General features: G+C 71.4%; 26 protein-coding genes and 1 tRNA gene. 19 read left to right on the top strand and 8 right to left on the bottom strand.

Features of this window, described 5'->3' with window-relative positions; translation table 11 throughout:
• The first annotated feature begins 547 nt into the window (after positions 1-547).
• The 3 genes from ATL41_RS06965 to ATL41_RS13360 all read left to right on the top strand — a co-directional run bounded on the left by ATL41_RS06965 (position 548) and on the right by ATL41_RS13360 (position 3,501).
• Positions 548-2,614 (top strand): Ig-like domain repeat protein, encoded by a 2,067-nt coding sequence (locus tag ATL41_RS06965; RefSeq protein ID WP_098457829.1) that lies wholly within the window; start codon positions 548-550, stop codon positions 2,612-2,614.
• Positions 2,615-2,758: 144 nt separating this feature from the next.
• Complete coding sequence (locus ATL41_RS13365; protein ID WP_219810368.1) at positions 2,759-3,199, top strand: alpha/beta fold hydrolase; 441 nt, start codon at positions 2,759-2,761, stop codon at positions 3,197-3,199.
• Positions 3,157-3,501 (top strand): hypothetical protein, encoded by a 345-nt coding sequence (locus tag ATL41_RS13360; RefSeq protein WP_219810367.1) that lies wholly within the window; start codon positions 3,157-3,159, stop codon positions 3,499-3,501. Before ATL41_RS13365 ends, ATL41_RS13360 begins: the two co-directional genes overlap by 43 nt.
• 15 nt (positions 3,502-3,516) lie before the next feature.
• Here ATL41_RS13360 and ATL41_RS06955 read toward each other — a convergent pair whose 3' ends face one another.
• Positions 3,517-4,080, bottom strand: a complete 564-nt coding sequence (locus tag ATL41_RS06955) for an LURP-one-related family protein (protein ID WP_098457828.1) — start codon at positions 4,078-4,080, stop codon at positions 3,517-3,519.
• Positions 4,081-4,200: 120 nt separating this feature from the next.
• Between ATL41_RS06955 and ATL41_RS06950 the strand changes: the two genes are divergently transcribed.
• From ATL41_RS06950 to ATL41_RS06905, 10 genes are all read left to right on the top strand, one after another.
• A complete protein-coding gene (locus ATL41_RS06950; RefSeq protein ID WP_098457827.1) occupies positions 4,201-6,057 on the top strand; it encodes an ABC transporter ATP-binding protein in 1,857 nt (618 codons plus the stop codon).
• A gap of 221 nt (positions 6,058-6,278) precedes the next feature.
• Entirely contained in the window at positions 6,279-6,572 is a 294-nt protein-coding gene (locus ATL41_RS06945; protein ID WP_098457826.1) for a hypothetical protein, read from the top strand.
• 94 nt (positions 6,573-6,666) lie between these two features.
• On the top strand, positions 6,667-7,140 hold the full coding sequence (locus ATL41_RS06940) for a P-loop nucleotide/nucleoside kinase family protein (protein WP_098457825.1): 474 nt from the start codon (positions 6,667-6,669) through the stop codon (positions 7,138-7,140).
• 9 nt (positions 7,141-7,149) lie between these two features.
• Positions 7,150-8,082 (top strand): LLM class flavin-dependent oxidoreductase, encoded by a 933-nt coding sequence (locus tag ATL41_RS06935; protein WP_098457824.1) that lies wholly within the window; start codon positions 7,150-7,152, stop codon positions 8,080-8,082.
• A 156-nt stretch (positions 8,083-8,238) separates the two neighbouring features.
• Complete coding sequence (locus tag ATL41_RS13600) at positions 8,239-9,204, top strand: cold-shock protein (protein ID WP_098457823.1); 966 nt, start codon at positions 8,239-8,241, stop codon at positions 9,202-9,204.
• A 376-nt stretch (positions 9,205-9,580) separates the two neighbouring features.
• Positions 9,581-11,431 carry a molecular chaperone DnaK gene (gene dnaK / locus ATL41_RS06925; RefSeq protein ID WP_098457822.1) on the top strand — a complete coding sequence of 617 codons (1,851 nt, stop codon included), beginning with the start codon at positions 9,581-9,583 and terminating at the stop codon, positions 11,429-11,431.
• A complete protein-coding gene (locus tag ATL41_RS06920; protein ID WP_098457821.1) occupies positions 11,428-12,003 on the top strand; it encodes a nucleotide exchange factor GrpE in 576 nt (191 codons plus the stop codon). The genes dnaK and ATL41_RS06920 overlap by 4 nt, the downstream gene beginning before the upstream one ends.
• Before the next feature lie 93 nt (positions 12,004-12,096).
• Complete coding sequence (locus ATL41_RS06915; protein WP_098457820.1) at positions 12,097-13,095, top strand: DnaJ C-terminal domain-containing protein; 999 nt, start codon at positions 12,097-12,099, stop codon at positions 13,093-13,095.
• Positions 13,096-13,111: 16 nt separating this feature from the next.
• Positions 13,112-13,519, top strand: coding sequence for a heat shock protein transcriptional repressor HspR (locus ATL41_RS06910; protein WP_098457819.1), 408 nt, complete (start codon positions 13,112-13,114; stop codon positions 13,517-13,519).
• Positions 13,520-13,679: 160 nt separating this feature from the next.
• Positions 13,680-13,979 (top strand): DUF1540 domain-containing protein, encoded by a 300-nt coding sequence (locus ATL41_RS06905; RefSeq protein ID WP_098457818.1) that lies wholly within the window; start codon positions 13,680-13,682, stop codon positions 13,977-13,979.
• Positions 13,980-14,079: 100 nt separating this feature from the next.
• Here ATL41_RS06905 and ATL41_RS13160 read toward each other — a convergent pair whose 3' ends face one another.
• On the bottom strand, positions 14,080-14,826 hold the full coding sequence (locus tag ATL41_RS13160; RefSeq protein ID WP_169924509.1) for a hypothetical protein: 747 nt from the start codon (positions 14,824-14,826) through the stop codon (positions 14,080-14,082).
• 145 nt (positions 14,827-14,971) lie between these two features.
• Between ATL41_RS13160 and ATL41_RS06895 the strand changes: the two genes are divergently transcribed.
• Positions 14,972-17,803, top strand: coding sequence for a sigma-70 family RNA polymerase sigma factor (locus ATL41_RS06895; RefSeq protein WP_169924508.1), 2,832 nt, complete (start codon positions 14,972-14,974; stop codon positions 17,801-17,803).
• A gap of 86 nt (positions 17,804-17,889) precedes the next feature.
• Here ATL41_RS06895 and upp read toward each other — a convergent pair whose 3' ends face one another.
• Positions 17,890-18,525, bottom strand: a complete 636-nt coding sequence (upp, locus tag ATL41_RS06890) for a uracil phosphoribosyltransferase (protein ID WP_098457815.1) — start codon at positions 18,523-18,525, stop codon at positions 17,890-17,892.
• A gap of 102 nt (positions 18,526-18,627) precedes the next feature.
• On the opposite strand from upp, the gene ATL41_RS06885 reads away from it, so the two are divergent.
• On the top strand, positions 18,628-19,062 hold the full coding sequence (locus ATL41_RS06885; protein ID WP_098458971.1) for a nucleoside deaminase: 435 nt from the start codon (positions 18,628-18,630) through the stop codon (positions 19,060-19,062).
• A 43-nt stretch (positions 19,063-19,105) separates the two neighbouring features.
• On the opposite strand, the gene ATL41_RS06880 is transcribed toward ATL41_RS06885, so the two are convergent.
• The 5 genes from ATL41_RS06880 to ATL41_RS06865 all read right to left on the bottom strand — a co-directional run bounded on the left by ATL41_RS06880 (position 19,106) and on the right by ATL41_RS06865 (position 22,777).
• Positions 19,106-19,843 (bottom strand): tyrosine-protein phosphatase, encoded by a 738-nt coding sequence (locus ATL41_RS06880; protein WP_098457814.1) that lies wholly within the window; start codon positions 19,841-19,843, stop codon positions 19,106-19,108.
• 43 nt (positions 19,844-19,886) lie between these two features.
• Positions 19,887-20,771 carry an NAD-dependent protein deacetylase gene (locus ATL41_RS06875; protein ID WP_098457813.1) on the bottom strand — a complete coding sequence of 295 codons (885 nt, stop codon included), beginning with the start codon at positions 20,769-20,771 and terminating at the stop codon, positions 19,887-19,889.
• Between the two features lie 9 nt (positions 20,772-20,780).
• On the bottom strand, positions 20,781-20,906 hold the full coding sequence (locus tag ATL41_RS13595; protein WP_281253862.1) for a hypothetical protein: 126 nt from the start codon (positions 20,904-20,906) through the stop codon (positions 20,781-20,783).
• An 82-nt stretch (positions 20,907-20,988) separates the two neighbouring features.
• Positions 20,989-21,912: a hypothetical protein gene (locus tag ATL41_RS06870; protein WP_098457812.1), complete on the bottom strand. Its 924-nt coding sequence runs from the start codon at positions 21,910-21,912 to the stop codon at positions 20,989-20,991.
• 187 nt (positions 21,913-22,099) lie between these two features.
• Complete coding sequence (locus ATL41_RS06865; RefSeq protein ID WP_098457811.1) at positions 22,100-22,777, bottom strand: hemerythrin domain-containing protein; 678 nt, start codon at positions 22,775-22,777, stop codon at positions 22,100-22,102.
• Positions 22,778-23,009: 232 nt separating this feature from the next.
• Here ATL41_RS06865 and ATL41_RS06860 point away from each other — a divergent pair.
• The 4 genes from ATL41_RS06860 to ATL41_RS06845 all read left to right on the top strand — a co-directional run bounded on the left by ATL41_RS06860 (position 23,010) and on the right by ATL41_RS06845 (position 26,812).
• Positions 23,010-23,099: transfer RNA gene (locus tag ATL41_RS06860), tRNA-Ser, on the top strand.
• Positions 23,100-23,331: 232 nt separating this feature from the next.
• Complete coding sequence (locus tag ATL41_RS06855; RefSeq protein WP_098457810.1) at positions 23,332-24,441, top strand: SPFH domain-containing protein; 1,110 nt, start codon at positions 23,332-23,334, stop codon at positions 24,439-24,441.
• 3 nt (positions 24,442-24,444) lie between these two features.
• Positions 24,445-25,539 (top strand): hypothetical protein, encoded by a 1,095-nt coding sequence (locus tag ATL41_RS06850; protein ID WP_219810366.1) that lies wholly within the window; start codon positions 24,445-24,447, stop codon positions 25,537-25,539.
• A 166-nt stretch (positions 25,540-25,705) separates the two neighbouring features.
• A complete protein-coding gene (locus ATL41_RS06845; protein ID WP_098457809.1) occupies positions 25,706-26,812 on the top strand; it encodes an alkene reductase in 1,107 nt (368 codons plus the stop codon).
• Positions 26,813-26,832: the final 20 nt, after the last annotated feature.

Raw genomic sequence — 26,832 nt, 5'->3', positions numbered from 1 at the left:
CGTTGCTGGTCAGGGGTGACGCGCAGGGTGATCCACAGGAGCGCTCTTCCGGTTGCGGGACCCTCGGGTCGTTGGCACGCTTCGGTGTGCACGCCAAGCGTGCAGCGACGTCGCTCGCCTGGGCCCTGTGTCACCGGCCATGGCGCGACTAGCCAGAGATGCCGCCAGGCGTCGGGGTGAGGTGCGGGGGCACCGCATCCCAGACGCAGGTCCGCGCAGGTCCGTCACGGTCGCCGTGAGATCTTCGTGGCGCCCTGGCGCCGCCGGTTCGGGGGAAACGGTGGCGTGGGTGTGGTGCGCCGGGTCCTGGATCGGGGGATCGGACCCGGCGCTTTCTCATGTCCGCCGCGTACGTTCTCGGTCCGACGCATGAGACGCGCTCGTGTTGTTAGGCATGCCTCAGTAAGTTGAGCCTTACTTCACTGTTCGCGCGGCCGACGGCCCCGTCTGGTCCCGCGCCTGGACTTCACCGGAGCTCTCTATGACAACGACCAGAGGTCGTCGCGCCCTCGGGGCGGTACTGACAGCCGCCCTCACCCTCGCCGGCGTGGCAGCAGTCGCACCCTCCGCGCATGCAGCGGGACTCGCCACGGCGATTGACGACGCCCAGCTCGACTGGGGCGTCAGCGGCTACGCCCAGCAGGGCGTGTTCGGCGCGTGGACGTTCGGTGCCTTCCAGGGCGACGCGAGCTACCTCGACGGCACCGCAGGCCAGACCGAGTACGCCGTCGACGCGTACCCCGCGTCGTCCTTGCCCGTCGGTATCACCCCCAACGCGGTGCGGTTCTCGGGCGGCACCGGAAGCCTGGATCGGACGACCGGGGACGTGACGGTCTCGTGGACCGGGTCCTACACCGTCAACGCCTACCCCTCGACCTTCGGCGCTCCGTCGGAGACCTACGCGGACCCGCAGCTCGTCATCGCTGACGGCGCGGCGCGACTGACCTTCGATGTCACCTTCGGCGAAGGCAAGGACACGGGAGGCGCGACCGTGCCGGCCGTCGACGCTGGCCGGATCGCCGTCGCCACGGTCGCGGACGTCGACGTCGCCGACGTTCTCGACGGGGACTTCCGCCTGCAGCCCGACTACCAGGGCGTGACCCTCCCCAGCAGCGTCGTCACGAACCAGAGCACGTCGTGCGTCGCCTCGGGCGGCGCGACCGGCTGGTGGGGCTCGTGGCCTGAGGAGTTCGTCGCGGTCGTCCCGACGTCCCTCAAGTCGCACTTCTACTCGACCAGCTGCGGCGGTTCGCAGGACAAGAAGCCAGCGCTCCCGCTCGCGGTCGACCTCGGGATCAAGGGGGCCGTGACGGTCTCCCAGACGACCGTCGCGGCCGACGGCACGACGACGGTCACGGTCGAGGGACGCAACTTCGACCCGAGCTTCGCGATCGGGACGCGACCGCCGTTCGCAGGTCTCCAGTCCGGCGTCTACATCGCGTTCGCCCGCGCCGAGGACGCGTGGCGCCCGTCCGAGGGCGGCACGTCGCCGAAGCTCGCCGCCAGCGAGCTCCGCAACGGCGTCTCGGTGATGTGGGCCATCCCGGCGGCGTCCTTCGCGGCCTCGAGCCCCACGCAGTCGATCGACGGCACGGGCTACACCGAGCTGCGCACCGACGGCTCGTTCACGACGACGGTCAAGGTCGACAAGAGCTGGCTCGCCGACGTGCCCGGCCGCTACGGCATCTACACCTACGCAGGTGGCGGCCCCAAGGTCGCGGCCTACGAGACCTTCACGCCGCTGACGTTCGTCGAGGCCCCGAAGATCACGCGCCAGCCGGCCGCCGTCTCCGTCGTCGACGGCAGCAAGGCGACCTTCACGGTCGCCGCGACTGGCGGCGGGAAGCTCGCGTACCAGTGGCAGCGGAAGAACGCGTCGGGCAGCTGGGCGGACGTCGCCGGCGCGACCTCGTCGTCCTACGCCCTCACAGCCGCACTCGCGGCTCACGGGACGGAGTACCGCGCGGTCGTCTCGAACGAGGTCGGCTCGGTGACGTCGGCGGCCGCCAGGCTGACGGTGACCGCCAAGCCGGTCGTCGACGCCAAGGCGACGTCGTCGCTCTCGGTTCCTGCGAGCGTCCGCTACGCGGGTACCGCGAGCGTGTCGGTCAAGCGGGTCGCGGGCAAGCCTGCTCCGACCGGGAAGGTCACGATCACGAGCGGCAGCACGACCGTCGGCTCCGCCACGCTGAAGAACGGTGTGGCCAAGGTCAAGCTCTCGACGAAGCTCGGTGTCGGGGCAAAGCGCTCGCTGACCTTCACCTACTCAGGCGACTCGGCCTACAAGCCCGTGACGGTTACCCGCACCGTCAAGGTCGCCAAGGCGTCTGCCAAGGTCAAGGCGACCCTCGCGAAGAAGAAGGTCTCGACCAAGGCGAGGTCGAAGGTGTCCGTCAAGGTCACCGCGACCGGGACGACGCCGGGCGGCAAGGTCACCGTGACCGCGACCAAGGGCAAGAAGAAGGTCGTGCGGACGGTCAGCCTCACCAAGGGCAAGGGAGCTGTCACGCTCCCTCGTCTCGCGAAGGGCACGTGGACCGTCAAGGCCACGTACTCCGGCTCGAGCAAGGTGACCAAGGCGACATCGGGCAAGACGCGGCTCGTCGTCGGCTGACGGGACCACGCAAGAGGGCGCCGCACCCGCCGTCACGGCGGGTGCGGCGCCCTCGTCGTCTGCCCGACGGCGTGTGTCAGTGGCCCCCGGTACGTTGCGACGACCGCGGGGAACCTGGCGGCAGTCCCACGAGGAGGAGCGAGCATGAAGCACGTCGAGGTAGGCCTGGACGGCGCACGCACGGGATACGTCGAGATCGCCGGCGAGGGAACCCCGCTCGTGCTCCTCCACGGGCTCGGGGCCGCGTCAGCGCCCTACTACGCCGCGACCGTCGCGAGCCCCGCTCTCGCCGGGCGGCACGCCTTCCTCGTCGACCTGCTCGGGTTCGGGACGAGCGACAGGCCCACCTCGTTCAGCTACAGCCTCGCCGACCAGGCCGACGCCGTAGCGCGCGCGCTCGCCGCTCTCGGGCTCTCGGCAGTCGACCTCGTCGCGCACAGCATGAGCGGCGGGATCGCCGTATCCTCGCTGACCGCAGGCCCGACCTCGCCGGGCGGCTGGTGCTCGTCGAGCCGAGCCTGGAACCGACGCCGCGTCCCGGCGTGGACGGGCTCACCGAGGAGGAGTTCGTCCGCAGCGGCTTAGCCCGTCGGCTCGAGGCGGCCGGCCCGGACTGGGCCGCAACCATGCGGGTCGCCGACCCGGTCGCGCAGTACCGCTCCGAGCGGGCGCTCGGTGACATGCCGGTGCTCGACGAGGCCCTCCACGCGTTATCGATGCCCGTCCACGTGATCGTGGGTGGGCTCCCCGGCTGGCTCGCGGGCGACCCGGCGCTCGCGGGCGCTGGCATCGGCGTGACCGTCGTCCCGGAGACGACGCACGTCCTCATGCTCGAGAACCCCGCGGCGTTCGCCGACGCGGTCGCAAGGGCGCTCCCGCTCCCGTGAGCGCGCCGACGCGGCTCAGCGCTGCTGGAGCGCGTCGAGCGCGACCGTCATCGCGGCCGCGACGCGGCCGTCGAGGCGGGCGCCCGGGACGGTCGCCGTGTAGCGGTCGCGCAGAGAGAACTGCCGCTCGACCGACAGGACCGGTCCGTACGGGTCGGCGAAGTCGAAGTGATACGCGAACGGCAGGTCGACGAACCGGCGCAGGAGCGCGACGGTCTGGTTGCGCTCCTGACCGACCGCCGAGATCCCCGCCGCCTCGAGGTGCCACGTCGAGCGCAGCAGCGACTTGCCGAAGTCCTTGCGGAACATGCCGATCGGGGTGCCCGCGGCGTCCATGACGTCGTAGGTCGCCGCGAGGTCCATGACCTGCCGCGCCTTGAACGAGAAGACCGGCGTCGTGCGCGAGTCGTCCGTGAAGAACGTGACCTGCTCCTTGAACGCCATGCGCTTCTGCTGCGCGACGGCGAGCAGCTCCCCCTGCGAGCCGTCGGGGAGGACCGCGTGCACCGCATAGCGGTTCACCATCATCGTGATGCGCTGCAGCACCATGAACTTGTCGATGCCGTAGAGCGAGGCCATGTGTTCTCCTGACGTGGATGTGCGGCCAACCTGGCCAGGGACGATCATGACGGCTCGCGGGCCGGGACGCGAGCGCCGTGGAGGATGATTGTTTGACCCGCCCAAGCACGAGGAGGCTGCGTGCGCAGCATCGCCCGGATCCTGGCCGCCACCCGCGTCCTGTGGCCGTACTACACCGGCATCGTCGTCTGCTCGCTGCTGACGACCGCGACAGCGCTCGTGGCCCCGTTCATCCTCAAGGAAGCGACCGACACGGTCGTGGGCGTCGCGACGGGAGGGCCGGCCGACGGCGTCATCCGCACGGTCGTGTGGCTCGCCGTCGCGCTCCTCGTCGCGGACCTGCTCAGCTCGACCGTGCAGAACGTCGGCGGGTACCTCGGCGACGTCATGGCGTCACGCATGCGCCGCATGCTCTCGACGCGCTACTACGCAAAGCTCCTCGGGCTGCCGCAGCGATACTTCGACAACCAGGTCACCGGCGCGATCATCAGCCGCCTGACCAGGTCGATCACCGAGGTCACGGGCTTCCTCAACAACTTCGCGAACAACTTCTTCCCGATGCTGCTCACGGTCGCGGCCGTCCTCGTGATCAGCGCGGGCTACTCGTGGCCGCTCGCCCTGCTCATTGCCCTCGTCTTCCCCGTGTACGTGGGGCTCACGGCGCTCACGAGCAAGAAGTGGCAGGCGCTCGAGGCGCAGAAGAACGAGCAGGTCGACCTCGCGGGCGGGCGCTTCGCCGAGGTTGTCGGGCAGATCAACGTCGTCAAGAGCTTCGTCGCGGAGCGGCGCGAGCTGCGGCTGTTCGACCGCCGCTTCGCGCGCACCGTCGAGACGACGCGCGAGCAGTCGCGGCACTGGCACACGATGGACGCGATCCGCCGCGCGTTCCTCAACGTCGTGTTCTTCGGGATCTACGTGATCCTCTTCGTCGGCACGGCGCAGGGCCGCTTCACGGTCGGCGACATGGTGCTGCTCATCCAGCTCGTCGCGATGGCGAAGTCGCCGGTGACGATGATGAGCTACCTCGTCGACACGACGCAGCGCGCGATCGCGGGCAGCAAGGACTACTTCGAGGTCATGGCCGAGCCGGCCGACCGCGACGAGCCGCTCCTGCTGACGGCGGACGCGCTCGACGAGGGGCGCGACGACGACAGCCCGGCCACCGCCGTCGTCCCGGTCGCTGCCGCGGACGTGCCCGACGACGGCCCGGTCGTCGAGGTGCGCAACGTGTCCTTCGCGTACGAGGAAGGCGCCGAGGTCCTCTCCGACGTGTCGTTCACGATGCGCCGCGGCGAGCGCGTCGCGCTCGTGAGCGAGAGCGGCGGCGGCAAGACCACGCTCGTGAGCCTGCTGCTCGGCTTCTACCGCCCGACGGCGGGCACGATCCGGGTTGCGGGCTGCGACGTCGCCGAGCAGCCGCTCACCGAGCTGCGCCGCAGGGTCGCTGTCGTGTTCCAGGAGGCCGCCCTGTTCTCGGGGACGGTCCGGGAGAACATCGCGTACGGCCGCGACGGCGCGACGGACGAGGAGATCGTCGACGCCGCGACCCGGGCGAACGCCCACGCGTTCGTCTCGGCGTTCGCGGACGGCTACGACTCGACGATCGGGGAGCGCGGCCTGAAGCTCTCGGGCGGCCAGAAGCAGCGCATCGCGGTCGCGCGGGCGATGCTCAAGGACGCGCCGATCCTCGTCCTCGACGAGGCGACGTCGGCGCTCGACACGAAGTCGGAGCGCGCCGTGCAGGCGGGGCTCGACGAGCTCATGGAGAACCGGACGACGCTGATCATCGCGCACCGCCTGTCGACGATCTCGTCGGTGGACACGATCGTGACGCTGCGCGACGGTCGGGTCGACGAGATCGGCAGCCCGGACGAGCTCGCGACGAGCGGGGGCATCTATGCGGAGCTGCTGAGCCTGCAGGCCTCGGCGTCGCGCAAGGACCGCAAGCGACTGCGGGACCTCGGCTTCCGCGCCTGACCTGGATCGACGCTCTTCCGCAACGGGCTGCAAGAACCCTGTTGCCGACGTTGCAAATTTCTGTAATGTGCGGATCGTGCGGTTTGGCCGGGCAGAGCTGCCCGCGTCGCCGCGCGCGCTCCGGAGCGGTGACGAACGGACTCGAGACCCGGCCGGGGCGGTGAGCTCACGCCCGCACCGTCGCGGCCGCGACGGTGCCCCATCCAGCCAAGGAGTTCCACGTGAAGCGCACTCTCCTCGCAGCAGCAACCAGCCTCCTGCTCGCAGCCTCGGCCACCGCCCTCGCGGCACCCGCCTCGGCCGCGTCGACCGGCGGCTACCAGATCTGCGGCGCCGGCAAGGTCGTGGCCGCGAAGGTCAAGGGCACGGGCGCCAACGTCACCATCTCGGTGCCGGGACGCAAGGTCACCCAGTACCTGCCGTCCGGCGTCATCACGTACGTCAAGGGCACCCAGCAGGTCGGTACCTGGACCGTGTCGGGCAGCTACCAGTCCGCGTCGGGCTACTGCGCCTGAGCGTTCGTCCGTCGGGCTCGGGCCCGGGCGCTGCAGCGTCCGGGCCCGAGCCCTTCCTCCGCCCGCTCCGCGTGGGCGCCCCTAGTGTGGGCGCATGAGTCGTGACCAGGTCGTCCTCGTGTGCGGCGTCGCGGGCGCCGGCAAGTCGACGCTCGCACGCGAGCTCGAGAGCGACGGCTACGTGCTCCTCTCCTTCGACCAGACGGCGTGGGAGGCAGGCCACCGCGAGCACCCGGTCCCGCCGCACGTCGCCGACGAGGTGCACGCCCGGCTCACCGGGCGCCTGCTGTCGCTCGTCGCAGACGGGCGCGACGTCGTCGTCGACACGTCCTTCTGGTCTCGCGCCTCGCGGGACCGCTACCGCACGGTGCTCGCGCCGACCGGCGTCGTGCCTGTCGTCTGGTTCCTCGACGTCGCGCGCGACGTCGTCCTCGCGCGTCTCGCCCGACGCCGCGGCGCGGGACCTGACGACGTCCTCGTCCCGCCTGACCTTGCCGAGCGGTACCTCGACGGCTTCGAGCGACCCACCGCGGAGGAGGGCCCGGTCAGGGTCCTGACCGGGGGATAGTCTCGCCGCATGAGCCACCGCCCTGACATCGCCGTCATGCTCCCCCGCGACCTGCGCGCCGACCGGGTCCGCGAGTTCGTCACGACCGCCGAGCAGCTCGGCTTCGACGAGGTGTGGGTCGTCGAGGACCTGGGCTTCCACGGTGGTGTCGCACAGGCGGCGACCGTGCTCGCCTGGACCGAGCGCATCCGCGTCGGCCTCGGCATCCTGCCCGCCGCGGTCCGCAACCCCGCGTTCACGGCGATGGAGGTCGCGACGCTCGCTGCGCTGTTCCCCGGCCGGGTGGACGTCGGCATGGGCCACGGCCTGCCGGGCTGGATGCGCGAGGTCGGCACGTGGCCGGCGCGACCGCTCGCGCTCCTCGAAGAAAGCGTGCGCGCCGTGCGCGCCCTCGTCGCAGGAGAAGAGGGCGCGGGCACGCGCCTCGACCCCGCTGTCGTGCCCGACGTCGTTCCACGTCTCTTGCTCGGGGTGCGCGGCCCGCGCTCCCTCGCTCTCTCGGGGCGGATCGCCGACGGCACGATCCTCGCCGAGCCCGCGACACCGGAGTACGTGCGCGCGAGCCTCGACCTCATCGACCCGGCCGGCCCGCACCGGGTCGTCACGTACAACGTCGGCGCGGTCGCGGACGACGCCGCGGACGCGATCGCTCTCGCCCGCCCCGCGCTCGAGTGGATCGGCGAGCCTGACTGGGCGACGCACCTCGCCGACCTTCCGTTCCGCGACGAGCTCGTCGCTGTGCGCGCGGCGAGCGGCACGCGCGCGGACTTCGCCGCAGCGCTGCCGGACGAGTGGGTGGCCGAGCTCGCGCTGGCTGGCACGCCGGACCAGGTGCGTGGCCGTATCGCTTCGCTCGGTGAGGCGGGCGTCTCGTCGAGCGTGTTCATCCCTGCCGGCCCTGACCCGGTCGCTGCGCTCGCGGACCTCGCGCGCGTGCTGTGACGCCGGGCCCCCTTTCGGCGAGGTCGCGAGCTTGAGAGTGAGGTCGTGCCGTCTGGGTATCGACCTCGAGGCCGACGTCACGACCTCGGGAGGTGTCGCCACGCCTGTCGGTCAGGGACACTGGGGGAAGACCTATCGCTTTGACGAGGAGTACACGTGCCGCAGGGAACAGTCCGTTGGTTCGACGCTGAACGAGGTTTCGGCTTCATCGACGTCGGGGACGGTGGCGAGGACCTGTTCGTGCACGCGTCCGAGATCCTCGACGACGACGGCCCGCGCGTGCTCCGCGAGGGTCAGGTCGTCGAGTACGAGGTGGGCGAGGGCAGCCGCGGGCCGCAGGCCCGGCAGGTGCGCGTCACGGGCGACTGGTCCCAGGACGCCCAGCTCGGCATCCTCGGCACGGTCGCCTGGTACGAGCCCAGCAAGGGCTACGGCTTCGTCGACCCGGACGACGGCCGCGGCGAGATCTTCGTGCACAGCTCCGCGATCGTCGGCGGCGGCGTGGTCGTCGAGGGTCAGCGCGTCGCGTTCCTCGTGGTCGACGGTGAGAAGGGCCCGCAGGCGGACCACCTGCTCCCGCTCGCGTCCGACGCTGCCGGCGTTGGGCCCGCAGCCGCGGGCTCGACGTCGGACGGCGCCGACGGCACCGTCTCCTGGTACGACGACGCCAAGGGCTTCGGCTTCATCGCACCCGACGCGGGCGGCGACGACATCTTCGTCCACGCCAAGGCGCTCGGCCACGGCCTCACGGAGCTCCCGGAGGGTGCGCGCGTGACCTTCGACGTCGTCGAGGGCGACCGCGGGCCGAACGCCCGCAACGTGCAGATCGTGGGTGGCGCTCGCGGGCGTGGCTCGCGCGGTGGCTTCGGCTCGGACCGCGGCTTCGACCGCGGCCGCCAGGGCCGTTCGAGCGCGCCGGTGCGCGGCGGCAAGGGCACGGTCGCGCGGTACGACGCCGACCGCGGCTTCGGCTTCATCACCCCGGACGCGGGCGGTGACGACCTGTTCGTCCACTTCTCGGTCATCCGGGGCAACGAGCCGCTCTACCCGGGCGACCGCGTCAGCTTCGGCATCCGCCAGAGCGACCGCGGCCCGCAGGCCGACCGCGTGGAGCTCATCTAACCCGCGCCAGCCCGGCCCGGCTGCGGCCCTGGCGCCGCCTGGCCCACTGATCGCCTGGGTGCACACGTCACGTGTGCACCCAGGCGATCTGTCGTCGCGCCTTGGCCCCGTGCCGTCACCGATCGCCCAGACGCGCAGTCCTGTGCATCTGTGCGATCTGTCGGGCCGGAGGTCGGATCTCCGGCCCGAGTGAGATCCAGCTTGTCCGGTGCTCGTCCACCCGACGAGGCGTGCGTGGCGCGGGAATAGGCCACCAGCCAACAAGGTTGAGCCAGACAGACTCAAGTTTGACCCGCCATGACTTGCGCCCCTCAGGCTCAAGACGCAGACTTGAGTGAAACGGACTCAACCGCACCACTACATGGAGGCATCACCCATGGCACGAGCAGTCGGCATCGACCTCGGCACCACCAACTCCGTCGTCGCGGTCCTCGAGGGTGGCGAGCCCACGGTCATCGCCAACGCCGAGGGCATGCGCACCACCCCGTCGGTCGTCGCGTTCTCCAAGTCCGGCGAGGTCCTCGTCGGTGAGATCGCCAAGCGCCAGGCCGTCACGAACGTCGACCGCACGATCAGCTCGGTCAAGCGCCACATGGGCACCGACTGGTCCACCGAGATCGACGACAAGAAGTACACGGCCCAGGAGATCTCCGCCCGCGTCCTCGGCAAGCTCAAGCGCGACGCCGAGGAGTACCTGGGCGAGCCCGTCACCGACGCGGTCATCACCGTCCCCGCCTACTTCAACGACGCCGAGCGTCAGGCCACGAAGGACGCCGGCCAGATCGCCGGCCTCAACGTCCTGCGCATCGTCAACGAGCCGACCGCGGCCGCGCTCGCCTACGGCCTCGAGAAGGGCAAGGAGGACGAGCTCATCCTCGTCTTCGACCTCGGTGGCGGTACCTTCGACGTCTCCCTGCTCGAGGTGGGCAAGGACGAGGACGAGTTCTCCACGATCCAGGTCCGCGCGACCTCCGGTGACAACCGCCTCGGCGGTGACGACTGGGACAACCGGATCGTCGAGCACCTCATCAAGGAGGTCAAGAACAGCTCGGGCGTCGACCTGTCCAAGGACAAGATCGCGCTCCAGCGTCTGCGTGAGGCTGCCGAGCAGGCGAAGAAGGAGCTCTCGTCCGCGACGAGCACCAACATCTCCATGCAGTACCTCTCGATGAGCGAGAACGGCCCCATCCACCTGGACACGAAGCTCACGCGTGCTCAGTTCCAGCAGATGACGCAGGACCTCATCGACCGCACCAAGGCGCCGTTCCACGCGGTCATCCGCGACGCCGGCATCTCGGTCAACGACATCGACCACGTGGTCCTCGTCGGTGGTTCGACCCGCATGCCCGCGGTGACCGAGGTCGTCAAGGAGCTCACGGGCGGCAAGGAGCCCAACAAGGGCGTCAACCCGGACGAGGTCGTCGCCGTCGGCGCCGCGCTGCAGGCCGGTGTCATCAAGGGTGAGCGCAAGGACGTCCTCCTCATCGACGTCACCCCCCTGAGCCTCGGCATCGAGACCAAGGGCGGCGTCATGACGAAGCTCATCGAGCGCAACACGGCCATCCCGACGAAGCGCTCCGAGGTCTTCTCGACGGCGGAGGACAACCAGCCGTCCGTGCTGATCCAGGTCTTCCAGGGTGAGCGCGAGTTCGCCCGCGACAACAAGCCGCTCGGCACCTTCGAGCTCACCGGCATCGCCCCCGCTCCGCGCGGCGTGCCGCAGATCGAGGTCGCTTTCGACATCGACGCGAACGGCATCGTGCACGTGTCCGCCAAGGACCGCGGCACGGGCAAGGAGCAGTCGATGACGATCACCGGCGGCTCGGCCCTCCCCAAGGAGGACATCGAGCGCATGGTCCGCGAGGCGGAGGAGCACGCCGCCGAGGACAAGAAGCGTCGCGAGGAGGCGGAGACCCGCAACCAGGCCGAGGCCTTCGCGTACTCGACCGAGAAGCTCCTCAAGGACAACGACGAGAAGCTCTCGGACGACGTCAAGAAGGAGGTCGGCGAGGCTGTCGAGGAGCTCAAGAAGGCTCTCGAGGGCGACGACGTCGCCGAGGTCAAGGCGAAGCAGGAGCACCTGAGCACGGTCGCCCAGAAGATCGGCGAGGCGCTCTACGCCCAGCAGCAGACCGAGGGCGCCGAGGGCGCCCCGGCGGCCGAGGAGACGTCGTCCGACGACGACGTCGTCGATGCCGAGATCGTCGACGAGGATGAGTCCAAGTGACCGAGTCCCCCTTCGAGTTCACGGACAAGCGTCGGATCGACCCGGAGACGGGCGAGCCGCGCGAGACGCCCGCCGAGACGCCCGCTGACGCGGACGCCGACGTTCAGGTGCCTGACGACGCGTCGTCCCTCCAGGACGACGCGCTCGCCGCGGCCCAGAAGGTCGCCGACGAGCGCCTCGAGGACCTGCTGCGGGAGCGCGCGAGCTTCACGAACTACCGCAACCGGGCCCTGCGTGACCAGGAGGCGGCTCGCACCAAGGGCATCGAGGATGTGCTCTCCTCGCTGCTCCCCGTGCTCGACGACATCGACCGGGCCAGGCAGGCCGGCGAGCTCGAGGGGCCGTTCGCGGCCATCGCCGACAAGCTCGACGGGACTCTGGCCAAGTTCGAGATCGCACGCTTCGGCGAGGTCGGGGACGAGTTCGACCCCAACTTCCACGACGCGCTGATGCACGAGGAGTCCGCGGAGGCGCAGACGACGACCGTGAAGTTCGTCGTCGAGCCGGGCTACAAGATCGGCGAGCGTGTCGTGCGCGCCGCTCGGGTGGCCGTCGTCGGACCGCAGCACTGACAGCACGACGGATCGGTGACGGCCTGCGCCGCGGCTCGGCCGCGGCGCAGGCCGTACCCTCAGCACAGACATGAACGAAGGAAGTGACCGCTGTTGACCGGACAGGACTGGCTCGAGAAGGACTTCTACGCGAGCCTCGGCGTCTCCAAGGACGCTGACGCGGCTGCGATCAAGAAGGCCTACCGCAAGCTCGCGCGCCAGTACCACCCGGACCAGAACGCCGGCGACGCGAAGGCGGAGTCACGCTTCAAGGAGATCGGTGAGGCCTACGCCGTCCTCTCCGACCCGGAGCAGCGGCGCCAGTACGACGCCGTGCGCGCGATGGGCGGTGGCGCTCGCTTCGCCGCGGGGCCCGGCGGCGCCGGCAGCGCCGGCGGCTTCGAGGACCTCTTCGGCGGCATGTTCGGCGGTGGTGGCGGTACCCGCACGACGCCGTTCCCGGGAGCCAACACCTCGACGGGCGGCGGCTTCGAGGACATCCTCGGCGGCCTCTTCGGTGGCGGCCGCGGCCCCGCGGGTTTCCGCGGCGCGCGCGCCCAGCAGGGTGCCGACATCAACGCGACGACCACGCTGTCCTTCCGCTCCGCCGTCGAGGGCGCGACCGTCTCCCTCGACGTCGAGGGCCGCAACGTCACGACCCGCATCCCCGCGGGGGTGCGCGACGGCCAGAAGATCCGCCTGCGCGGCAAGGGCCGCCCCGGCACCGGCGGCGCCCCGGCGGGCGACCTCAACATCACCGTCAAGGTCACGCCGCACCCCGTCTACACGGTCGACGGCACGAACCTGCGCATGACCCTGCCCGTCACGTTCGACGAGGCCGCGCTCGGCGCGACGATCGACGTCCCGACCCTCGACGGGCAGACCGTGCGCGTCAAGGTCCCGGCGGGCACGCCGTCGGGCAGGACGCTGCGCGTCAAGGGACGTGGTGTGAAGACCGCGAAGGCTACCGGCGACCTGCTCGTCACCGTCAACGTCGTGGTGCCGCAGAAGCTCGACACGGCCGCCCGCAAGGCCGTCGAGGCCTTCGCGAAGGCGACCGCGGACGAGGGCCGCAACGTTCGCGCGGACCTCCTGGCCCGCGCGCAGGAATGACCGCACGGAGGGTCTGATGGACGTCGCCGACCGCCCGATCTTCCCGATCTCGCAAGCCGCCGAGCTTGCCGGGATGCACCCGCAGACGCTGCGCCAGTACGACCGCCTCGGGCTGGTCGTCCCGAGCCGCACGCCCGGGCGCGGGCGGCGTTACAGCGCGCGCGACGTCGAGCGGCTGCGCACCGTGCAGCAGCTCAGCCAGGAGGAGGGCATCAACCTCGCGGGCATCATGCGCATCCTCGACCTGCAGGACGAGGTGCACGCCCTCCGCGAGCGGCTGCGCGCCCTGACGACCATGACCGAGGCCGGGCACCGCGTGTTCGCGGCAGACCCGACCGGTGACATCGTCGCCCTGCCCCGCGGCAAGCGGCAGGCCCGCGTCCGCACGTCGGGCGCGCTCGTCGTCTGGCGCCCGCGCTCCTGACTGTCAGATCCCCGGCGCATTCCGCAACGTCGCGATGCCCTAATAACCGCATGATTCCGCGGTTCTGGTGAGGCTTACCTCTCTGTACAACGCGCCGCCGCAGCCCTATGGTCAGCAACAAGAGCCGACAGGTGACCATCGGACAGACGCGGAGAAGACCATGAGCGCGATGCTGGAGATGCCTCCCGTCAGCGAGTGCACGATCGCTGGCTGTTCCTACAACCACGACGGCTGCCACGCGGCCGCGATCACGATCGCCGGGAACGCGGGCGACGCGTCCTGCGCCACCTTCATCCCGCTCGACCTCAAGGGCGGGCTCTCGCGCGTCGTCGCCTCCGTCGGGGCGTGCCAGCGCGTCGAGTGCAGCCACAACGACCACCTCGAGTGCAACGCCGAGTCCGTCCGGATCGGCGCTGGCGGCACGCACCACGCGGACTGCCTCACCTACGACCCGGCCTGACCGGGCGCGCCCGCCGCAGCGGGTGCATGTACGAGGGATGCCACGGGGCCCTGGCGCGTGCCAGGGCCCCGTGGCGTGCCTTGCGGAAATTCCCCCGAATCTAGCTCCGCAAGGAGCTCAGCAGTCCCGCACAGCTCGCGGGGTCGTCGGGAAGACGCTCAACCCACAGGCGCGCGGGCGCGCGCATGGACCGGGGGCCGACGACGCTCGTGAGGCCTGCGATGAGCGTCCGGATGTCCTCGACGGTCGCGGGCAGCGCGTCGTCGCGCCGGGTCATGATCGCGAAGAGACCGGGGCGGAGCTGGGCAGCCGGGTGGTAGCGGCCGAGCATGCGAGCGAGGGCGGCGCCGACGAGCGCGCCGACGCGGATCTGGTCGAGGCGGTGGCCGCCCTCGGTCGCGACGTCGAGCACGAGCAGGCACCACCCGGTCTCGGGGGTCGCGGCGGTGTACGTCTCCTCGAGGCGTGCCGTCAGGTATGCGGCTGTGCGCAGTCCGGTGAGCGGGTCGGTCGAGGACTGCGTCGCGGCCGTCGTCTCCTGGGACTCGGCCCAGCCGACGGCGACCGCGCGCGTGACCTCGAGCGGCGCGTCGAAGCCCAGCGTGTCGAAGAGGCAGCCGAGGTCGTCGAGGGTCTCGGCCATGTCGCTGCCGCGCTCGGCGCGCGCGGCGCCCAGCCGGTGCGCGGCGGGGGTGGGGTCGACTCCCGTCTCGAGGGCCTCGACGAGGGCCTCGGCGGCCGGGTGGGCCCAGTCGTCGCCGTGCCGCCAGACGGTGGTGAGCGAGGCCGTGCGCCAGCTCCGCAGGAGGGCTTCCTGCGGGTCGAAGGGCTCGGTCACGTCCGTCACGACTGATGAGAGGGGCGAGCTCGGTGACTATGACGCGACTCTTCGTGACCAGTTTGGAAGATGCTGCGGGGTGCCCCGTGCGGCATGTTGCATGGCACTATTCCTCTGGTGCGGTGTGATCACCGCAGATGGGCGGGGAAGCCACATGAGTGACGTGACGCGCGTCCCGGAGGGGATCGCGAGTGACGCCGAGCTGATCACAGCCGTGCGACAGGGCGACACGGCTGCCTTTGGCGCGCTCTACGAGCGGCATGCCGAGGCGGCGCGCAGGGTCGCGCAGCGGTACGTGCCGGCGACTGACGCGGACGACGTCGTCGCGGGCGCCTTCGAGAAGGTCCTCGGGGTGCTCCGCGCGGGCAAGGGCCCGGACGTCGCGTTCCGCGCGTACCTGTTCACGGTCGTCCGGCGCCGGGCGGTCGAGGCGCTCGAGAAAGCGCGGCGCACGACAGCGACGGACGACGTCGACGTGTTCGACTCGGTCGTCGGGCCGCTCGCGTCCACCGAGGAGCCGATGCTCCAGGGCTTCGAGGACCGCACCGTCGCGCGCGCGTTCGAGTCCCTTCCGGAGCGCTGGCGCACGGTGCTCTGGTACCTGGACATCGAGCAGCAGACCCCGGCGGCGGTCGCGCCAGCGCTCGGCATGTCGGCGAACGGCGTCTCGGCGCTCGCGTACCGCGCGCGCGAAGGGCTGCGCCAGGCCTACCTGCAGGCCCACCTCACCACTGCTGGCGTCGCGGACGACTGCCGGGCGATCAACGAGCAGCTCGGGTCGTACGCGCGCGGCGGTCTTGCGCGTCGCGAGACGACGCGGGTCGAGGCGCACCTCGACCAGTGCGCGGTCTGCCGCGCCGCCGCCCTCGAGCTGGGCGACCTCGCGCAGGGGATGCGCGCCGTCGTCGCCCCGCTCGTCCTCGGCACGCTCGGCCTCGGTGCGCTCGGCCTGCTCCCCCTCGGTGGTGCGGTGCCTGCCGTGGGTGCTGCCGGTGCAGGTGCCGCGGCGGGCACGGAAGGTCTGGCCGCGTCCCAGGCCGACGCCGCGGCGGTCCTCGGCCGTGCCGCAGGTGCGCCGGTCAACGGTGCGGGCACCGCTGCCGGGGTCGTCCCTGGTGGCGCGGCCGCAGCTCCCACGGCTGGAGTGCTGGCGGCGCTCGCCCAGGTCCCGGTCGGTGTGCTGCTCGCCGCAGGCTTCGTCGTCGTTGGTGGCCTCGTGGCCGCTGTCGTCGCGTTCTCGTCCGGTGGCAGCCCGGTCATCCCGGCCCGTCCCCTCTCCGGTGGCGCGGAGACCCTGCAGCAGCCGACCTCACCGCCGGTCGCGACTCCCGTCCCGGTCGCGGACGACCCGGAGGAGGAGCCGACGCCGGAGTCCACGGAGTCCGCGGCTCCGCCGGACGGGCCGCTCGTGCCGCCTGCCTCGGGCGACGGACCGTCGTCCGAGCCGACGGGCGGCACGGGGCCCACGGCGGACCCGTCCGGCGAGCCCGGCGACGAGCCGTCTGACGAGCCGACCGACGATCCGTCCGACGAGCCCGCTCCGGAGCCGACGGACGAGCCGACCACGGAGCCCACGCCCAGCCCGACGCGGTCCGCGGCACCCACGCCCACGCCGTCGCCGTCGCCGACGTCGACCAACGAGGCCGAGGAGCCGTCGGACGAGCCGGTCGCGCCGACCGCGCTGCGGCTCGCGATCTCCCAGCTGAGGGCCCTCGGCACGGCGTCCGTGACGTTCTCGGTGTCGAACACCGCGCCGCAGACGGCCACGGACATCGAGGTGGAGCTCACGCTCCCGCAGGGCGTCTACGTCACGGGCGTCGGTCTGAGCGACAGCCCGGTCAAGGCGGCTCCAGCCGCGGCGCGCACCCGGCTCGCGTTCCCGACCTTGTTCGCGTTCGCGCCTCAGACCTTCAGCGCGCGCGTCGCGGCCGCGATCAGCGAGGCCGCCGCGGAGACCACGACGTGGTCGTGCTCGACGACGGAGACCTCTGTCGTCTGTACGGTCCCGGACATCGCCGCGGGCGGTGAGGTCTCGACCACGATCGACCTCATGCTCGACGCGTACAACATGTCCGAGCTCAGCGTCTCGGCGCGCGTGACGACGGCTGGCGGCTCGACGACGATGACGCTGCAGGTCGCGGTCGAGCCGGCCCCGGCGGACGTGCAGGCGCGTGTGCTCGACGACAGCGCCCTCGTGGCTGGCGGGACCGGCTACCTGGGCGTCGAGGTGACGAACGCGGGCGAGACCTCGACGCCCGCGTTGGTGCGCGTGACCCTCCCCGAGGGGGCTGACTGGTCTGCGGAGCGCGGTGGCGCGCTCTCTCCGGGGGCGGAGGGCTGGACGTGCGACCTGCTCGACTCGCCGGAGCGCACGCTCGAGTGCGTCACGGAGGACCTGCCGGGCAACCCGCGCGGTCTCCGTGACTGGGTGCGACTGGACCTGCCCGCGTACACGGGCACGCGAGAGCTCGGCAAGAGCGAGCTCTCGTGGGGTCCGGACGCCGACTCGTTGACCACCGCGCTGTACTGGCCCGCGCCGCTCCTCGGGGTGACGATCGCGTCGGAGGACGTCTTCCTGCCGCGCCCCGCTCAGTACGAGCCGACCGACCCCGGCACGCTGGGCTTCGTCGTGACCGGCAACGGCCGGTCCGTGAGCGGCGCGAGGGCCGTCGTCGAGCTCCCCGAGCTCATCGAGCTCGACGCGCAGCCGACGATGAACGACGAGCTGTGCGGCGTCGACGGGCGCACGGTCGTCTGTGCGCTTCCCGTGCTCTCGCCCGGGTCGCAGCTCCGCATCGAGGTGCCGGTCCGTGCGACGGTCGAGCAGGGCGGCGGCACCGTGTGGGTGCCCGCACGCGTCGAGATCGCCCATCCCGCTGGCCCGGTCGTGCTCGGTTCGGGAGAGGGTGTCATCGAGGTGCAGAGCCCCGTGTCCCTGACGAGCCTCACGAGCCTCCAGGTCGAGCGAGCACTGTTCCACCCGTGACGCAGCAGAGCCCCTGACCGTTCGCGGTCAGGGGCTCTGTCGTGCGGTCCTCAGCTCGACTGCGCCGAGCGGGAGGGGGCGTCGGCTCAGACGATGCCGTAGAGGCGGTCGCCCGCGTCGCCGAGGCCGGGGACGATGTAGGCGTTCTCGTCGAGGCGCTCGTCGACGGCGGCGACGACGACGGTCACGTCGGCGCGGTCACCGATGGCCTCCTCGAGGACCTTGAGGCCCTCGGGTGCGGCGAGCAGGCAGACGGCGGTGACGTCGCGCGCGCCACGGTCGAGCAGGTAGTTGATCGACGCGACGAGCGTGCCACCGGTGGCGAGCATCGGGTCGAGCAGGAAGCACTGGCGACCGGACAGGTCATCGGGGAGGCGGTTGGCGTAGGTGATCGCCTCGAGCGTCTCCTCGTCGCGCTGCATGCCGAGGAAGCCCACCTCGGCGGTCGGGATGAGGCGGGTCATGCCCTCGAGCATGCCGAGGCCCGCGCGCAGGATCGGGACGACGATCGGCTGCGGGTCTGCGATCTTCGTGCCGACCGTGTCGGTGACCGGGGTCGTGATGGGCGCGTCCTCGGTGCGCACCTCACGGGTGGCCTCGTAGGCGAGGAGGGTCACGAGCTCGTCGACCAGGAGCCGGAAGTTCGGCGAGGCCGTGTTCTTGTCACGCAGGACGGTGAGCTTGTGGGCGACGAGCGGGTGGTCGGCTACGTGCAGGCGCATGGGTCAACCGTACCGCTCGCGGGGTCGCCGCGGACCGCCCTGGGCTGTGACTTCGTCTGCGACCATGAGTCCATGCACGACGACGGACGGTGGGACGAGGCGATGGGTCTCGCCCTCGCGGAGGCGCACCTCGCGCTCGCGACGCACGACGTGCCGGTGGGCGCCGTCGTCGTCGACGCGTCGGGGCAGGTCGTGGGGCGCGGGCACAACGAGCGGGAGGCGTCGGGGGACCCGACGGCGCACGCCGAGGTGGTGGCCCTGCGCGCTGCGGCGGAGGCGCTGGGGACGTGGCGCCTCGACGGCTGCACGCTCGTCGTGACGCTCGAGCCGTGCGTCATGTGCGCGGGCGCGATCATGGCGGCACGGGTGCCGCGGCTCGTGCTGGGGGCGTGGGACGACAAGGCGGGCGCGACGGGCTCGAAGTGGGACCTCGTGCGTGACCCGCGCGCGCTGCACACGGTCGAGGTGCGGCCGGGCGTGCGCGCGGCGGAGTGCGAGGGGCTGCTGCGGGAGTTCTTCGCGTCGCGTCGCGGCTGACGGGCGCGGCGCCCGAGCCGCGCGGCGTCGTCGGGCGCGCGGCTCAGCCGAGGAGGCGGGCCTCGAGAGCCTTGAGCTCGTCGTCGGTCATGCCGTGCGCGCGCAGGTAGGGGAGCGTGCGCTCGGAGGAGCCCTGCTCGACGGCGTCGAGCGCGGTCTCGATCGCCTCGGCCGGGCTGCCGACGAGCAGGTCGACGAACTCGTGCGCGCGCTCGTCGCCGAGGAAGGCGACGAGGCGCACCATCTGCGCGTCGAGCCACGGCCCACGCAGCCGGGCCTCGGTCTGGACGTAGTTCGCGACGACGTCGTCACGCGAGACGCCGATCGCGCGCAGCGCGAGGGCGACCGTGATGCCCGTGCGGTCCTTGCCTGCGGTGCAGTGCACGAGGACGGCCCCGGGCGCGGCCGTCGCGACGGAGCGGACGGCGGCCGTGAGCGTCGTCGCGCAGCCCTCGACCATGTGCCGGTAAAGCTGGGTGAGGCCGATCTCGGGCTGCACGAGCGCGTGCGCGGACGAGTCGAAGATCGGCAGGTGCGACACGGTGAAGCCGTGGTCGGCGAACTGCGACGGGGCCGTCTGCTGCTCGCGCTCGTCGCGCAGATCGATCACGGCGACGAGGCCGACGTCGCGCAGGGCCGTCGCTGCAGCGTCGTCGAGGGACGACGGCGCGTCCGAGCGCAGGAGGGCGTGCGGACGGACGGTCGTGGAGCCGACGCGGTAGCCGGCGACGTCGCGCAGGTTGGCGAAGCCGGCGATCTGGTCGAGCGGTGCGGTCGTCATGGTCCGATCCTCCCAGGTCGGGGCGACCGCGCTCGGAGAGGAGTCAGCCCGCGGGGCGCGGCGGCGTCGGGAGGAGGTGGGGCAGCAGCGCGGTGAGGGTCTCGCTCGTGCCGGCGTCGAGGCGGACGGTCGCGATGTCGTCGGCGCGCGTGGCGCCGCGGTTGATGATCGCGAGCGGCTTGCCGCTGCGCACGGCGTGCCGGGCGTACCGCAACCCCGAGTGGACGGTGAGGGACGAGCCGGCGACGAGCAGGACGTCGGCGTCGTCGACGATCTCGTAGCTCCGCGCGACCTTCTCGCGCGGGACCGTCTCGCCGAAGTAGACGATGTCGGGCTTGAGCATGCCGCCGCAGCGCTCGCAGTCGGCGACCACGAAGGAGGCGGTCGACTCGACGACGGCGTCGGCGTCGGGCGCGATCTCGATGTCGTCGACGACGCCCTGCGCCTCCCGGAAACCAGGGTTGAGCGCGGTCAGCCGGACGTCGAGTGATTCACGTGAAACGGTGTACCCGCAGGCCAGGCAGCGCACCCGGTCGTACGAGCCGTGCAGGTCGACGAGGTTCTGCGAGCCGGCGCGGCGGTGGAGGGTATCGACGTTCTGCGTCACGACGCCCGACACGGCACCCGCTCGCTCGAGCGCGGCCAGCGCGCGGTGCCCGTCGTTGGGGCGCGTGGCGGCCATGTGGCGCCACCCGACGTGGTTGCGCGCCCAGTAGTGCCGCCGGAACGCCGGGTCGCCCGTGAACTGCTGATAGGTCATCGGGTTGCGGGGCGCCGATCCGGGTCCGCGGTAGTCCGGGATCCCCGAGTCCGTCGACAGGCCCGCGCCCGTGAGCACGGCGGTGCGGCGTCCGCGCACGAGCGCGACGAGCTCGGCCACGTCAGGCGCGAGCGCCGCGCGGGTGTCGAGGAGGGCGGTCGAGGTCACCCGACCACGCTACGACGACGTCGCCGGGCGCGCCGTGACGCGGGAGACGTTGTGACCGGACTCCCATCCTGGCGCGGGCGCGACCCGCGCGCGGCACGCGCAGCCGTTCTCGGCGGCAGTCGTGTCGGTTGCCATGGGTACTGCTCCTGGTGCGTGTTGTTGTCAGCGGAGAAACACCGCCCGGCTCGCGTGAGCCGGGCGGTGTTCGTGGGGTGGGTCAGTAGAGCTGGATCTTCTTGCCGTTCTGGCGGAACTCGTAGAAGACTCCACAGCGGTGCGACTTGGCGTCCTTGATTGCGGCCGTCAGCGTCCAGCCGAGCTTCGGGTCATAGGAGTAGTACGAGTAGCCGCGGGTGCACAGAAACCCGCCCCATACATCCACGTTCTTGTTCGTTGTTGATGACTGCTTCAGGCGCTTGTTGACGGAGTCGACCTTCTTCTGAAGAGCCTTCGCCGCGGCGCTCAGCGACTTGGCAGCCTTGGTGGTCGCCGTCGCGCTGGTCGCCTTGCGCTTCTTGAGCGCAGCGGTGCGAGCCTTCGTCGCCTTCGAGCGCAGCGACTTCAGCGACTTCTTCTCCGCCGACGTCAGCTTCTTGGCCTTCGAGCCGTTCGAGAGCTTCTTCTCGGCCGCGAGAGCCTTCTTCGTCGCCGTCAGCGCCTTCGAGAACTTCGAGTACGCCGCGGAACGCGACGAGACGAGAGAGCGCTGGCGCTTCGTCTTCTTCAGCAGGACGGTGCGCGCCTTCGTCAGGGCCTTGGTGGCCCGCTGCGACGACGCCGCGCTCGTCTTGCTGATCTGCTTCACAGCCTTGGCACGAGCCTTCGTGGCCGTCGGCAGCGCCTTCGAGACGACCTTACGGTCCTTCTTCGACAGGAACTTCGCCTTCGAGCCGGTCACGCTCTTCTTGGCCGACTTGATCGACTTGTCGAGCGCCTTGCGCGCCGCGACAGCCTCCGCGTAGGCGACGTCCGGCGTCGTGCTGGCGGTGACGTTCGTGGCCGCCGTCGTCGCAGCCGGGACGGCGCCCGCGCTCGCGGTCGGCGCGGCGACGAGCGAGGCGGACAGGAACGCTGCCCCCAGTACGAGGATGATGCGCGAGCGCGCCCCGCCAGGGCGGGGCACGGAGGTCGGGAGGGTCATGGTGCCCGTTCTCTCGTGGTGCGGCGCGACCGGTCGGGCGAGCCAGGGCGCACAGGCGCCCCTTCGAACCATCGGCGCCCGCCAGCGAGTCATGAACCCCGGGCAACCACACTGGCAAGGGCCGGCGTGCGCCGCCGGACATGACGACCGCCGGCGCACCCCGGCCCGCTCCCCGAGAACAGCCGCGTCAGGCGGGCACGCCCTCCGGGTACAGCGTCCGCAGCTCGGCGAGGTACTGGCGGCGCCCGACCAGCAGGTACATCAGCCGGGCCGGCAGCGGAAGGTTCGCGCGCACCCACGCGCGAGCCTCGTCGTCGGACATCGGCGCCATCATGTGCCCGAGCTGGACGAACATCCGCTCCTTCGGGATCTTGCTCCGCGCCACCTGGCCCAGGACGTCCCACTCGTCCTGCGTGAAGGTCGTCCGGACCCACGCGCGGATCTGCTCCTCCTCGGCGCCCAGGTGCTCCTCGAGCGTCACCCGAACCTGGTCGAGCGCCTCTGCGGCGTCGTCCCGTGCGGTCGCGCTCGCGGTGGCCTCGAGCTCCGCGAGCGGAGCCTCGAGGCGGACGAGCTGTTGCGCGACCGTCGCGTGCTGCGACCGCATGAGATCGACGTGGAGCGCGCACGCCGGAGCGCGTGCCGCCAGGTCGTCCCACAGGAGCGTGTCCTCCGTGGAGTGGTGGTCGTGCAGGCCGTGCGCGATCTCCCTGACGTGCGCGACGACGATCGCCGCCCGGTCCCTGTCGCCCGGGCGGATCTCCCCCACGAGCGGGACGGCCCGCTGCAGGAGGTGGCGGAACATCGCGTGGACGACGTTCATGTCGTCGGTGTTGCACAGGCCTACGGCCGTGGTCTTGCTCATGTGCGTTCCCCTCGTTGCGGCACGTGGTGCGCTCCGCCGAGCGTGCCGACCTGGACACGCTAGGACCGGCGGCCCGCCACCATGCAGGGTTCTTTGGGGCGGTTTGTCCGGGTGAGGGGTAACGACCCGGGTGACCCGTCGTCCCGACCCGAGCGGGCTCGGAGCCCTGCGAGGGGCCCGGAACTGCGCCGATTTCGACGATCGGCCCTTTGGAAGGTACGCTTCTCGGCGAGGTAGCGTGTCCGAGCGGCCTAAGGAGCACGCCTCGAAAGCGTGTGTGGGTGAAAGTCCACCGTGGGTTCAAATCCCACCGCTACCGCCACCAGGAGCCCGGTCCCACATCGTGGGGCCGGGCTTCTGCATTCTCCGCGCGCAGGTCACCGTGTCGCTGGGCCCACGCCCGTCCCGGAGCTGCCATTTCACCCACGGCGACTGCCCGTTTCAGCCCCACGCTCGGTGACGTGCCGTCGAGCGCCCGGTACGGTTCTTGTGGCGTGCGCAGGGCCGCCACGGCGGTGACCAGGCACGCCGCCACGGAGAGACACGGAGATCACATGTCGTTCATGGAGAAGCTGCGCGGACAGCTCATCGATATCATCGAGTTCCTCGATGACAGTCGCGACACGATCGTGTGGCGCTTCCCGCGCCAGGGCAACGAGATCAAGAACGGCGCCAAGCTCATCGTCCGCGAGGGCCAGGTCGCGGTCTTCGAGAACGAGGGCCAGCTCGCCGACGTCTTCGGTCCCGGCACGTACACCCTCGAGACCCAGAACATCCCGATCCTCTCGACCCTCAAGGGCTGGAAGTACGGCTTCAACTCGCCGTTCAAGGCCGAGGTCTACTTCGTCTCCACGCGCCAGTTCACCGACTTCAAGTGGGGCACGCAGAACCCCATCATGATGCGCGACCCGGAGTTCGGCGTCGTGCGCCTGCGCGGCTTCGGCACGTACGCGCTCCAGGTCACCGACCCGTCCGCGCTGCTGCGCCAGCTCGTCGGAACCGACCCGAACTTCCGCACCGAGGAGATCGGCGAGTACTTCCGCCAGAACGTCGTCTCCCACCTCGGCCCGGCCATCGGCGCCGCCAACATCGCCGCGCTCGACATCGCGGCGAGCCAGCACACGCTCGGCGCGACGCTCGCGCGCGAGCTGACGACCTCCCTCGCGGAGTACGGCGTCGCGATCACGAAGTTCGTCATCGAGAACATCTCCCTGCCGCCCGAGGTCGAGGAGGCGCTCGACAAGCGCACCCAGATGTCGGTGCTCGGCAACCTCGACCAGTACACGAAGTTCCAGACCGCCAACGCGATCGAGGACGCCGCGAACAACCCCGGCGGCTCCGGCGAGGGGATGGGCATGGGCATGGGGCTCGCGATGGGTCAGGCGATGGCCGCGTCGATGGGCGCCGCAGCCGCCGCCGCGACGACGCCCGGCACGCCCACCGCGCCCGCGGCTCCGCCGCCGCTGCCCGGTGGCACGCCCTGGTACTACGCCGACGCCGCGGGCGCGCAGCAGGGCCCCGTCCCCGCCGCGCAGCTCGCCGGCAAGGTCACCGCCGAGACCCTCGTGTGGCAGGACGGCATGGCCGCCTGGACGCCCGCCCGTGACGTCCCGGCGCTGTCCCACCTCCTCGGCTCGACGCCGCCGCCGCTCCCGGGAGCCTGACCCGTGAGCGACCCGATCCAGGACCCGACGACGACGGGCCCTGCGCCAGAGCCTGCGATCGCCGAGCTCATGGCGACGCGCTGCACGAGCTGCGGCTCGCAGCTCGCCTACGCGCCGGGCACGTCGTACCTGCGGTGCACCTGCATGAGCCAGGTGGAGATCGCCGACGCCGGGCACGTCGTCGAGCAGGCGTACGAGGCGTGGGCACGCGAGAACGCAGGCCAGAGCCCCGTCGCCGCGAGCGTCCTGCGGACGCTGCGCTGCGACGGCTGCGGCGCGCAGATGCAGAGCGCCAACCTGTCCGACAGCTGCCAGTTCTGCGCGGGGCACCTCGTCGCCGTGAGCGCCGTCGAGGGCACGGTCGCGCCGTCGGGGGTCCTGCCGTTTGCGCTCGACAGCTCGGCCGCGCAGGCCGCCGTCGTCAAGTGGGTGCAGTCGCGCTGGCTCGCGCCGAACGCGCTCAAGGACGTCAACGGCACGGAGGCGCTGCGCGGCACGTACGTCCCGCACTGGGCGTTCGACGCCGACACCACGACCGACTACACCGGCCAGCGCGGCGAGGAGTACTGGGAGGGCGAAGGCGAGGAGCGCACCCGCGAGGTGCGCTGGTACAGCGCGCGCGGCACGACGAAGCGCCGGTTCGACGACGTCCTCGTCGTCGGCACGACGACCCTCTCGGAGAAGCAGCTCGACGACCTGACGCCGTGGGACACCGCGAGCATCGTGCCGTTCCAGCCCGGATACCTCGCGGGCTACTCGACGGTGAGCTACGACGTCGACCCGGCCGCGGGCCTCGAGAAGGCCAAGCAGAAGATGGCCGGCCCGATCCGCAAGGATGTCGAGAAGGACATCGGCGGCGACGAGCAGCGGGTCCACTCGCTGCAGACCGCCTACGCCAACGTCATGTTCACGCTCCTGCTGCTGCCCGTCTGGATCATGACGTACATGTACGCGGGCAAGCAGTGGCAGGTCATGGTCAACGCGACCACCGGTGAGGTCATCGGCAAGCGCCCCTACTCGCCGGTCAAGGTGACGCTCGCGATCCTGGCGGCGCTCGCCGTCGTGATCACGCTGATCGTGCTCTTCCTGCGGAACTGACCGCCCGCCGGCCCATTGCTGGGGCGCGCCCATCGTCACCAAGGCGGCGATGGGCGCGCCCTGCGCTGCGGGTCGGGGCCAGCGCGCGTCGTGACCCTCGCCACAAAGGGGCCTGTCAGGGGCGTGGGACGGAATGTCTGGGGGTGCCCACGGGGTTGCGCCGCGCATGACTACTTCCGCGCGCACCGATGCACCCGCCGACCTGTTCGCCCCGATCACCATCGGGGACTTCACGCTCGCGAACCGCATCACCATGGCTCCGCTCACGCGCACGCGCGCTGACGAGCGGGGCGTCCACGGCGAGCTCGCCGTCGAGTACTACCGCCAGCGCGCGAGCGTCGGCCTGATCGTCTCCGAGGGCACCTATCCGCTGCAGGAGTCGAAGGCGTTCCCCGGCCAGCCCGGCATCGAGACCGACGAGCAGGTCGCCGCGTGGCGCAAGGTCACCGACGCCGTCCACGCCGAGGGCGGGCTCATCTTCATGCAGCTCATGCACTCCGGCCGCGTGAGCCACACGGAGATCAACGGCACGAGCCGCGTCGTCGGCCCGAGCGCCGTCGCGATCGACGGCGAGGCCCGCACCCCCAAGGGCAAGCAGCCGTTCCCTGTCCCGCACGCCCTGACGCTCGAGGAGATCGAGACGACCAAGGCCGCGATGGTCGCGGGCGCGCGCAACGCGATCCGCGCCGGGTTCGACGGCGTCGAGATCCACTCCGCTAACGGCTACCTGCTGCACGAGTTCCTCTCGCCCGCCTCGAACGTCCGCGACGACCAGTACGGCGGCAGCCCCGAGAACCGCGCGCGCTTTGTCGTCGAGGTGACCCAGGCCGTCGCCGAGGCGATCGGCGCTGGCCGCACCGGCATCCGCATCTCGCCCGAGCACAACATCCAGGGCGCCCTCGAGACCGACGCCGACGACGTCCGCGCCACCTACGGCGCGCTCCTCGACGGCATCGGCGGGCTCGGCCTCGCCTACCTGAGCGTCCTGCACCACGACGTCGGCGGCGAGCTCGTCCAGGGACTGCGCTCCCGGTTCGACGGTGTGCTCATCGGCAACACGGGCTTCGCCGTCCCGACGACGCGGGAGGACGCCGTCGCGGCTCTCGCGTACGCCGACGCCGTCGCCGTCGGTCGCCCGCTCATCGCCAACCCGGACCTCGTCGCCCGCTGGTCCACGGGCGCTCCCGAGAACACGCCCGACCCGGCGACGTTCTACGGCGCCACCGCCGAGGGGTACACCGACTACCCGACGCTCGTCGGCGCCTCTGCCTGACCGACGCGGCCGCCGCGCGG

Origin of the sequence: Flavimobilis soli, assembly GCF_002564025.1 — a bacterium.
Classification (GTDB): Bacteria; Actinomycetota; Actinomycetes; order Actinomycetales; family Cellulomonadaceae; genus Flavimobilis; species Flavimobilis soli.
This window is presented reverse-complemented; position numbering and strand designations above follow the sequence as displayed.

What these genes read in the sequence shown, in the direction of transcription:
- ATL41_RS06935 (WP_098457824.1), top strand. Translation starts at nt 7,150, where the DNA reads ATGAGCCACCGCCCTGACATCGCCGTCATGCTCCCCCGCGACCTGCGC.
- ATL41_RS06880 (WP_098457814.1), bottom strand. Translation starts at nt 19,843, where the DNA reads ATGACGACCGCACCGCTCGACCAGATCGCCGGCTTCGCCAACCTGCGC.
- upp (WP_098457815.1), bottom strand. Translation starts at nt 18,525, where the DNA reads ATGCGCCTGCACGTAGCCGACCACCCGCTCGTCGCCCACAAGCTCACC.
- ATL41_RS06940 (WP_098457825.1), top strand. Translation starts at nt 6,667, where the DNA reads ATGAGTCGTGACCAGGTCGTCCTCGTGTGCGGCGTCGCGGGCGCCGGC.
- ATL41_RS06905 (WP_098457818.1), top strand. Translation starts at nt 13,680, where the DNA reads ATGAGCGCGATGCTGGAGATGCCTCCCGTCAGCGAGTGCACGATCGCT.
- ATL41_RS06855 (WP_098457810.1), top strand. Translation starts at nt 23,332, where the DNA reads ATGTCGTTCATGGAGAAGCTGCGCGGACAGCTCATCGATATCATCGAG.
- ATL41_RS06955 (WP_098457828.1), bottom strand. Translation starts at nt 4,080, where the DNA reads ATGGCCTCGCTCTACGGCATCGACAAGTTCATGGTGCTGCAGCGCATC.
- ATL41_RS13365 (WP_219810368.1), top strand. Translation starts at nt 2,759, where the DNA reads ATGAAGCACGTCGAGGTAGGCCTGGACGGCGCACGCACGGGATACGTC.
- dnaK (WP_098457822.1), top strand. Translation starts at nt 9,581, where the DNA reads ATGGCACGAGCAGTCGGCATCGACCTCGGCACCACCAACTCCGTCGTC.
- ATL41_RS13595 (WP_281253862.1), bottom strand. Translation starts at nt 20,906, where the DNA reads ATGGCAACCGACACGACTGCCGCCGAGAACGGCTGCGCGTGCCGCGCG.
- ATL41_RS06910 (WP_098457819.1), top strand. Translation starts at nt 13,112, where the DNA reads ATGGACGTCGCCGACCGCCCGATCTTCCCGATCTCGCAAGCCGCCGAG.
- ATL41_RS06895 (WP_169924508.1), top strand. Translation starts at nt 14,972, where the DNA reads ATGAGTGACGTGACGCGCGTCCCGGAGGGGATCGCGAGTGACGCCGAG.
- ATL41_RS06885 (WP_098458971.1), top strand. Translation starts at nt 18,628, where the DNA reads ATGGGTCTCGCCCTCGCGGAGGCGCACCTCGCGCTCGCGACGCACGAC.
- ATL41_RS06865 (WP_098457811.1), bottom strand. Translation starts at nt 22,777, where the DNA reads ATGAGCAAGACCACGGCCGTAGGCCTGTGCAACACCGACGACATGAAC.
- ATL41_RS06870 (WP_098457812.1), bottom strand. Translation starts at nt 21,912, where the DNA reads ATGACCCTCCCGACCTCCGTGCCCCGCCCTGGCGGGGCGCGCTCGCGC.
- ATL41_RS06845 (WP_098457809.1), top strand. Translation starts at nt 25,706, where the DNA reads ATGACTACTTCCGCGCGCACCGATGCACCCGCCGACCTGTTCGCCCCG.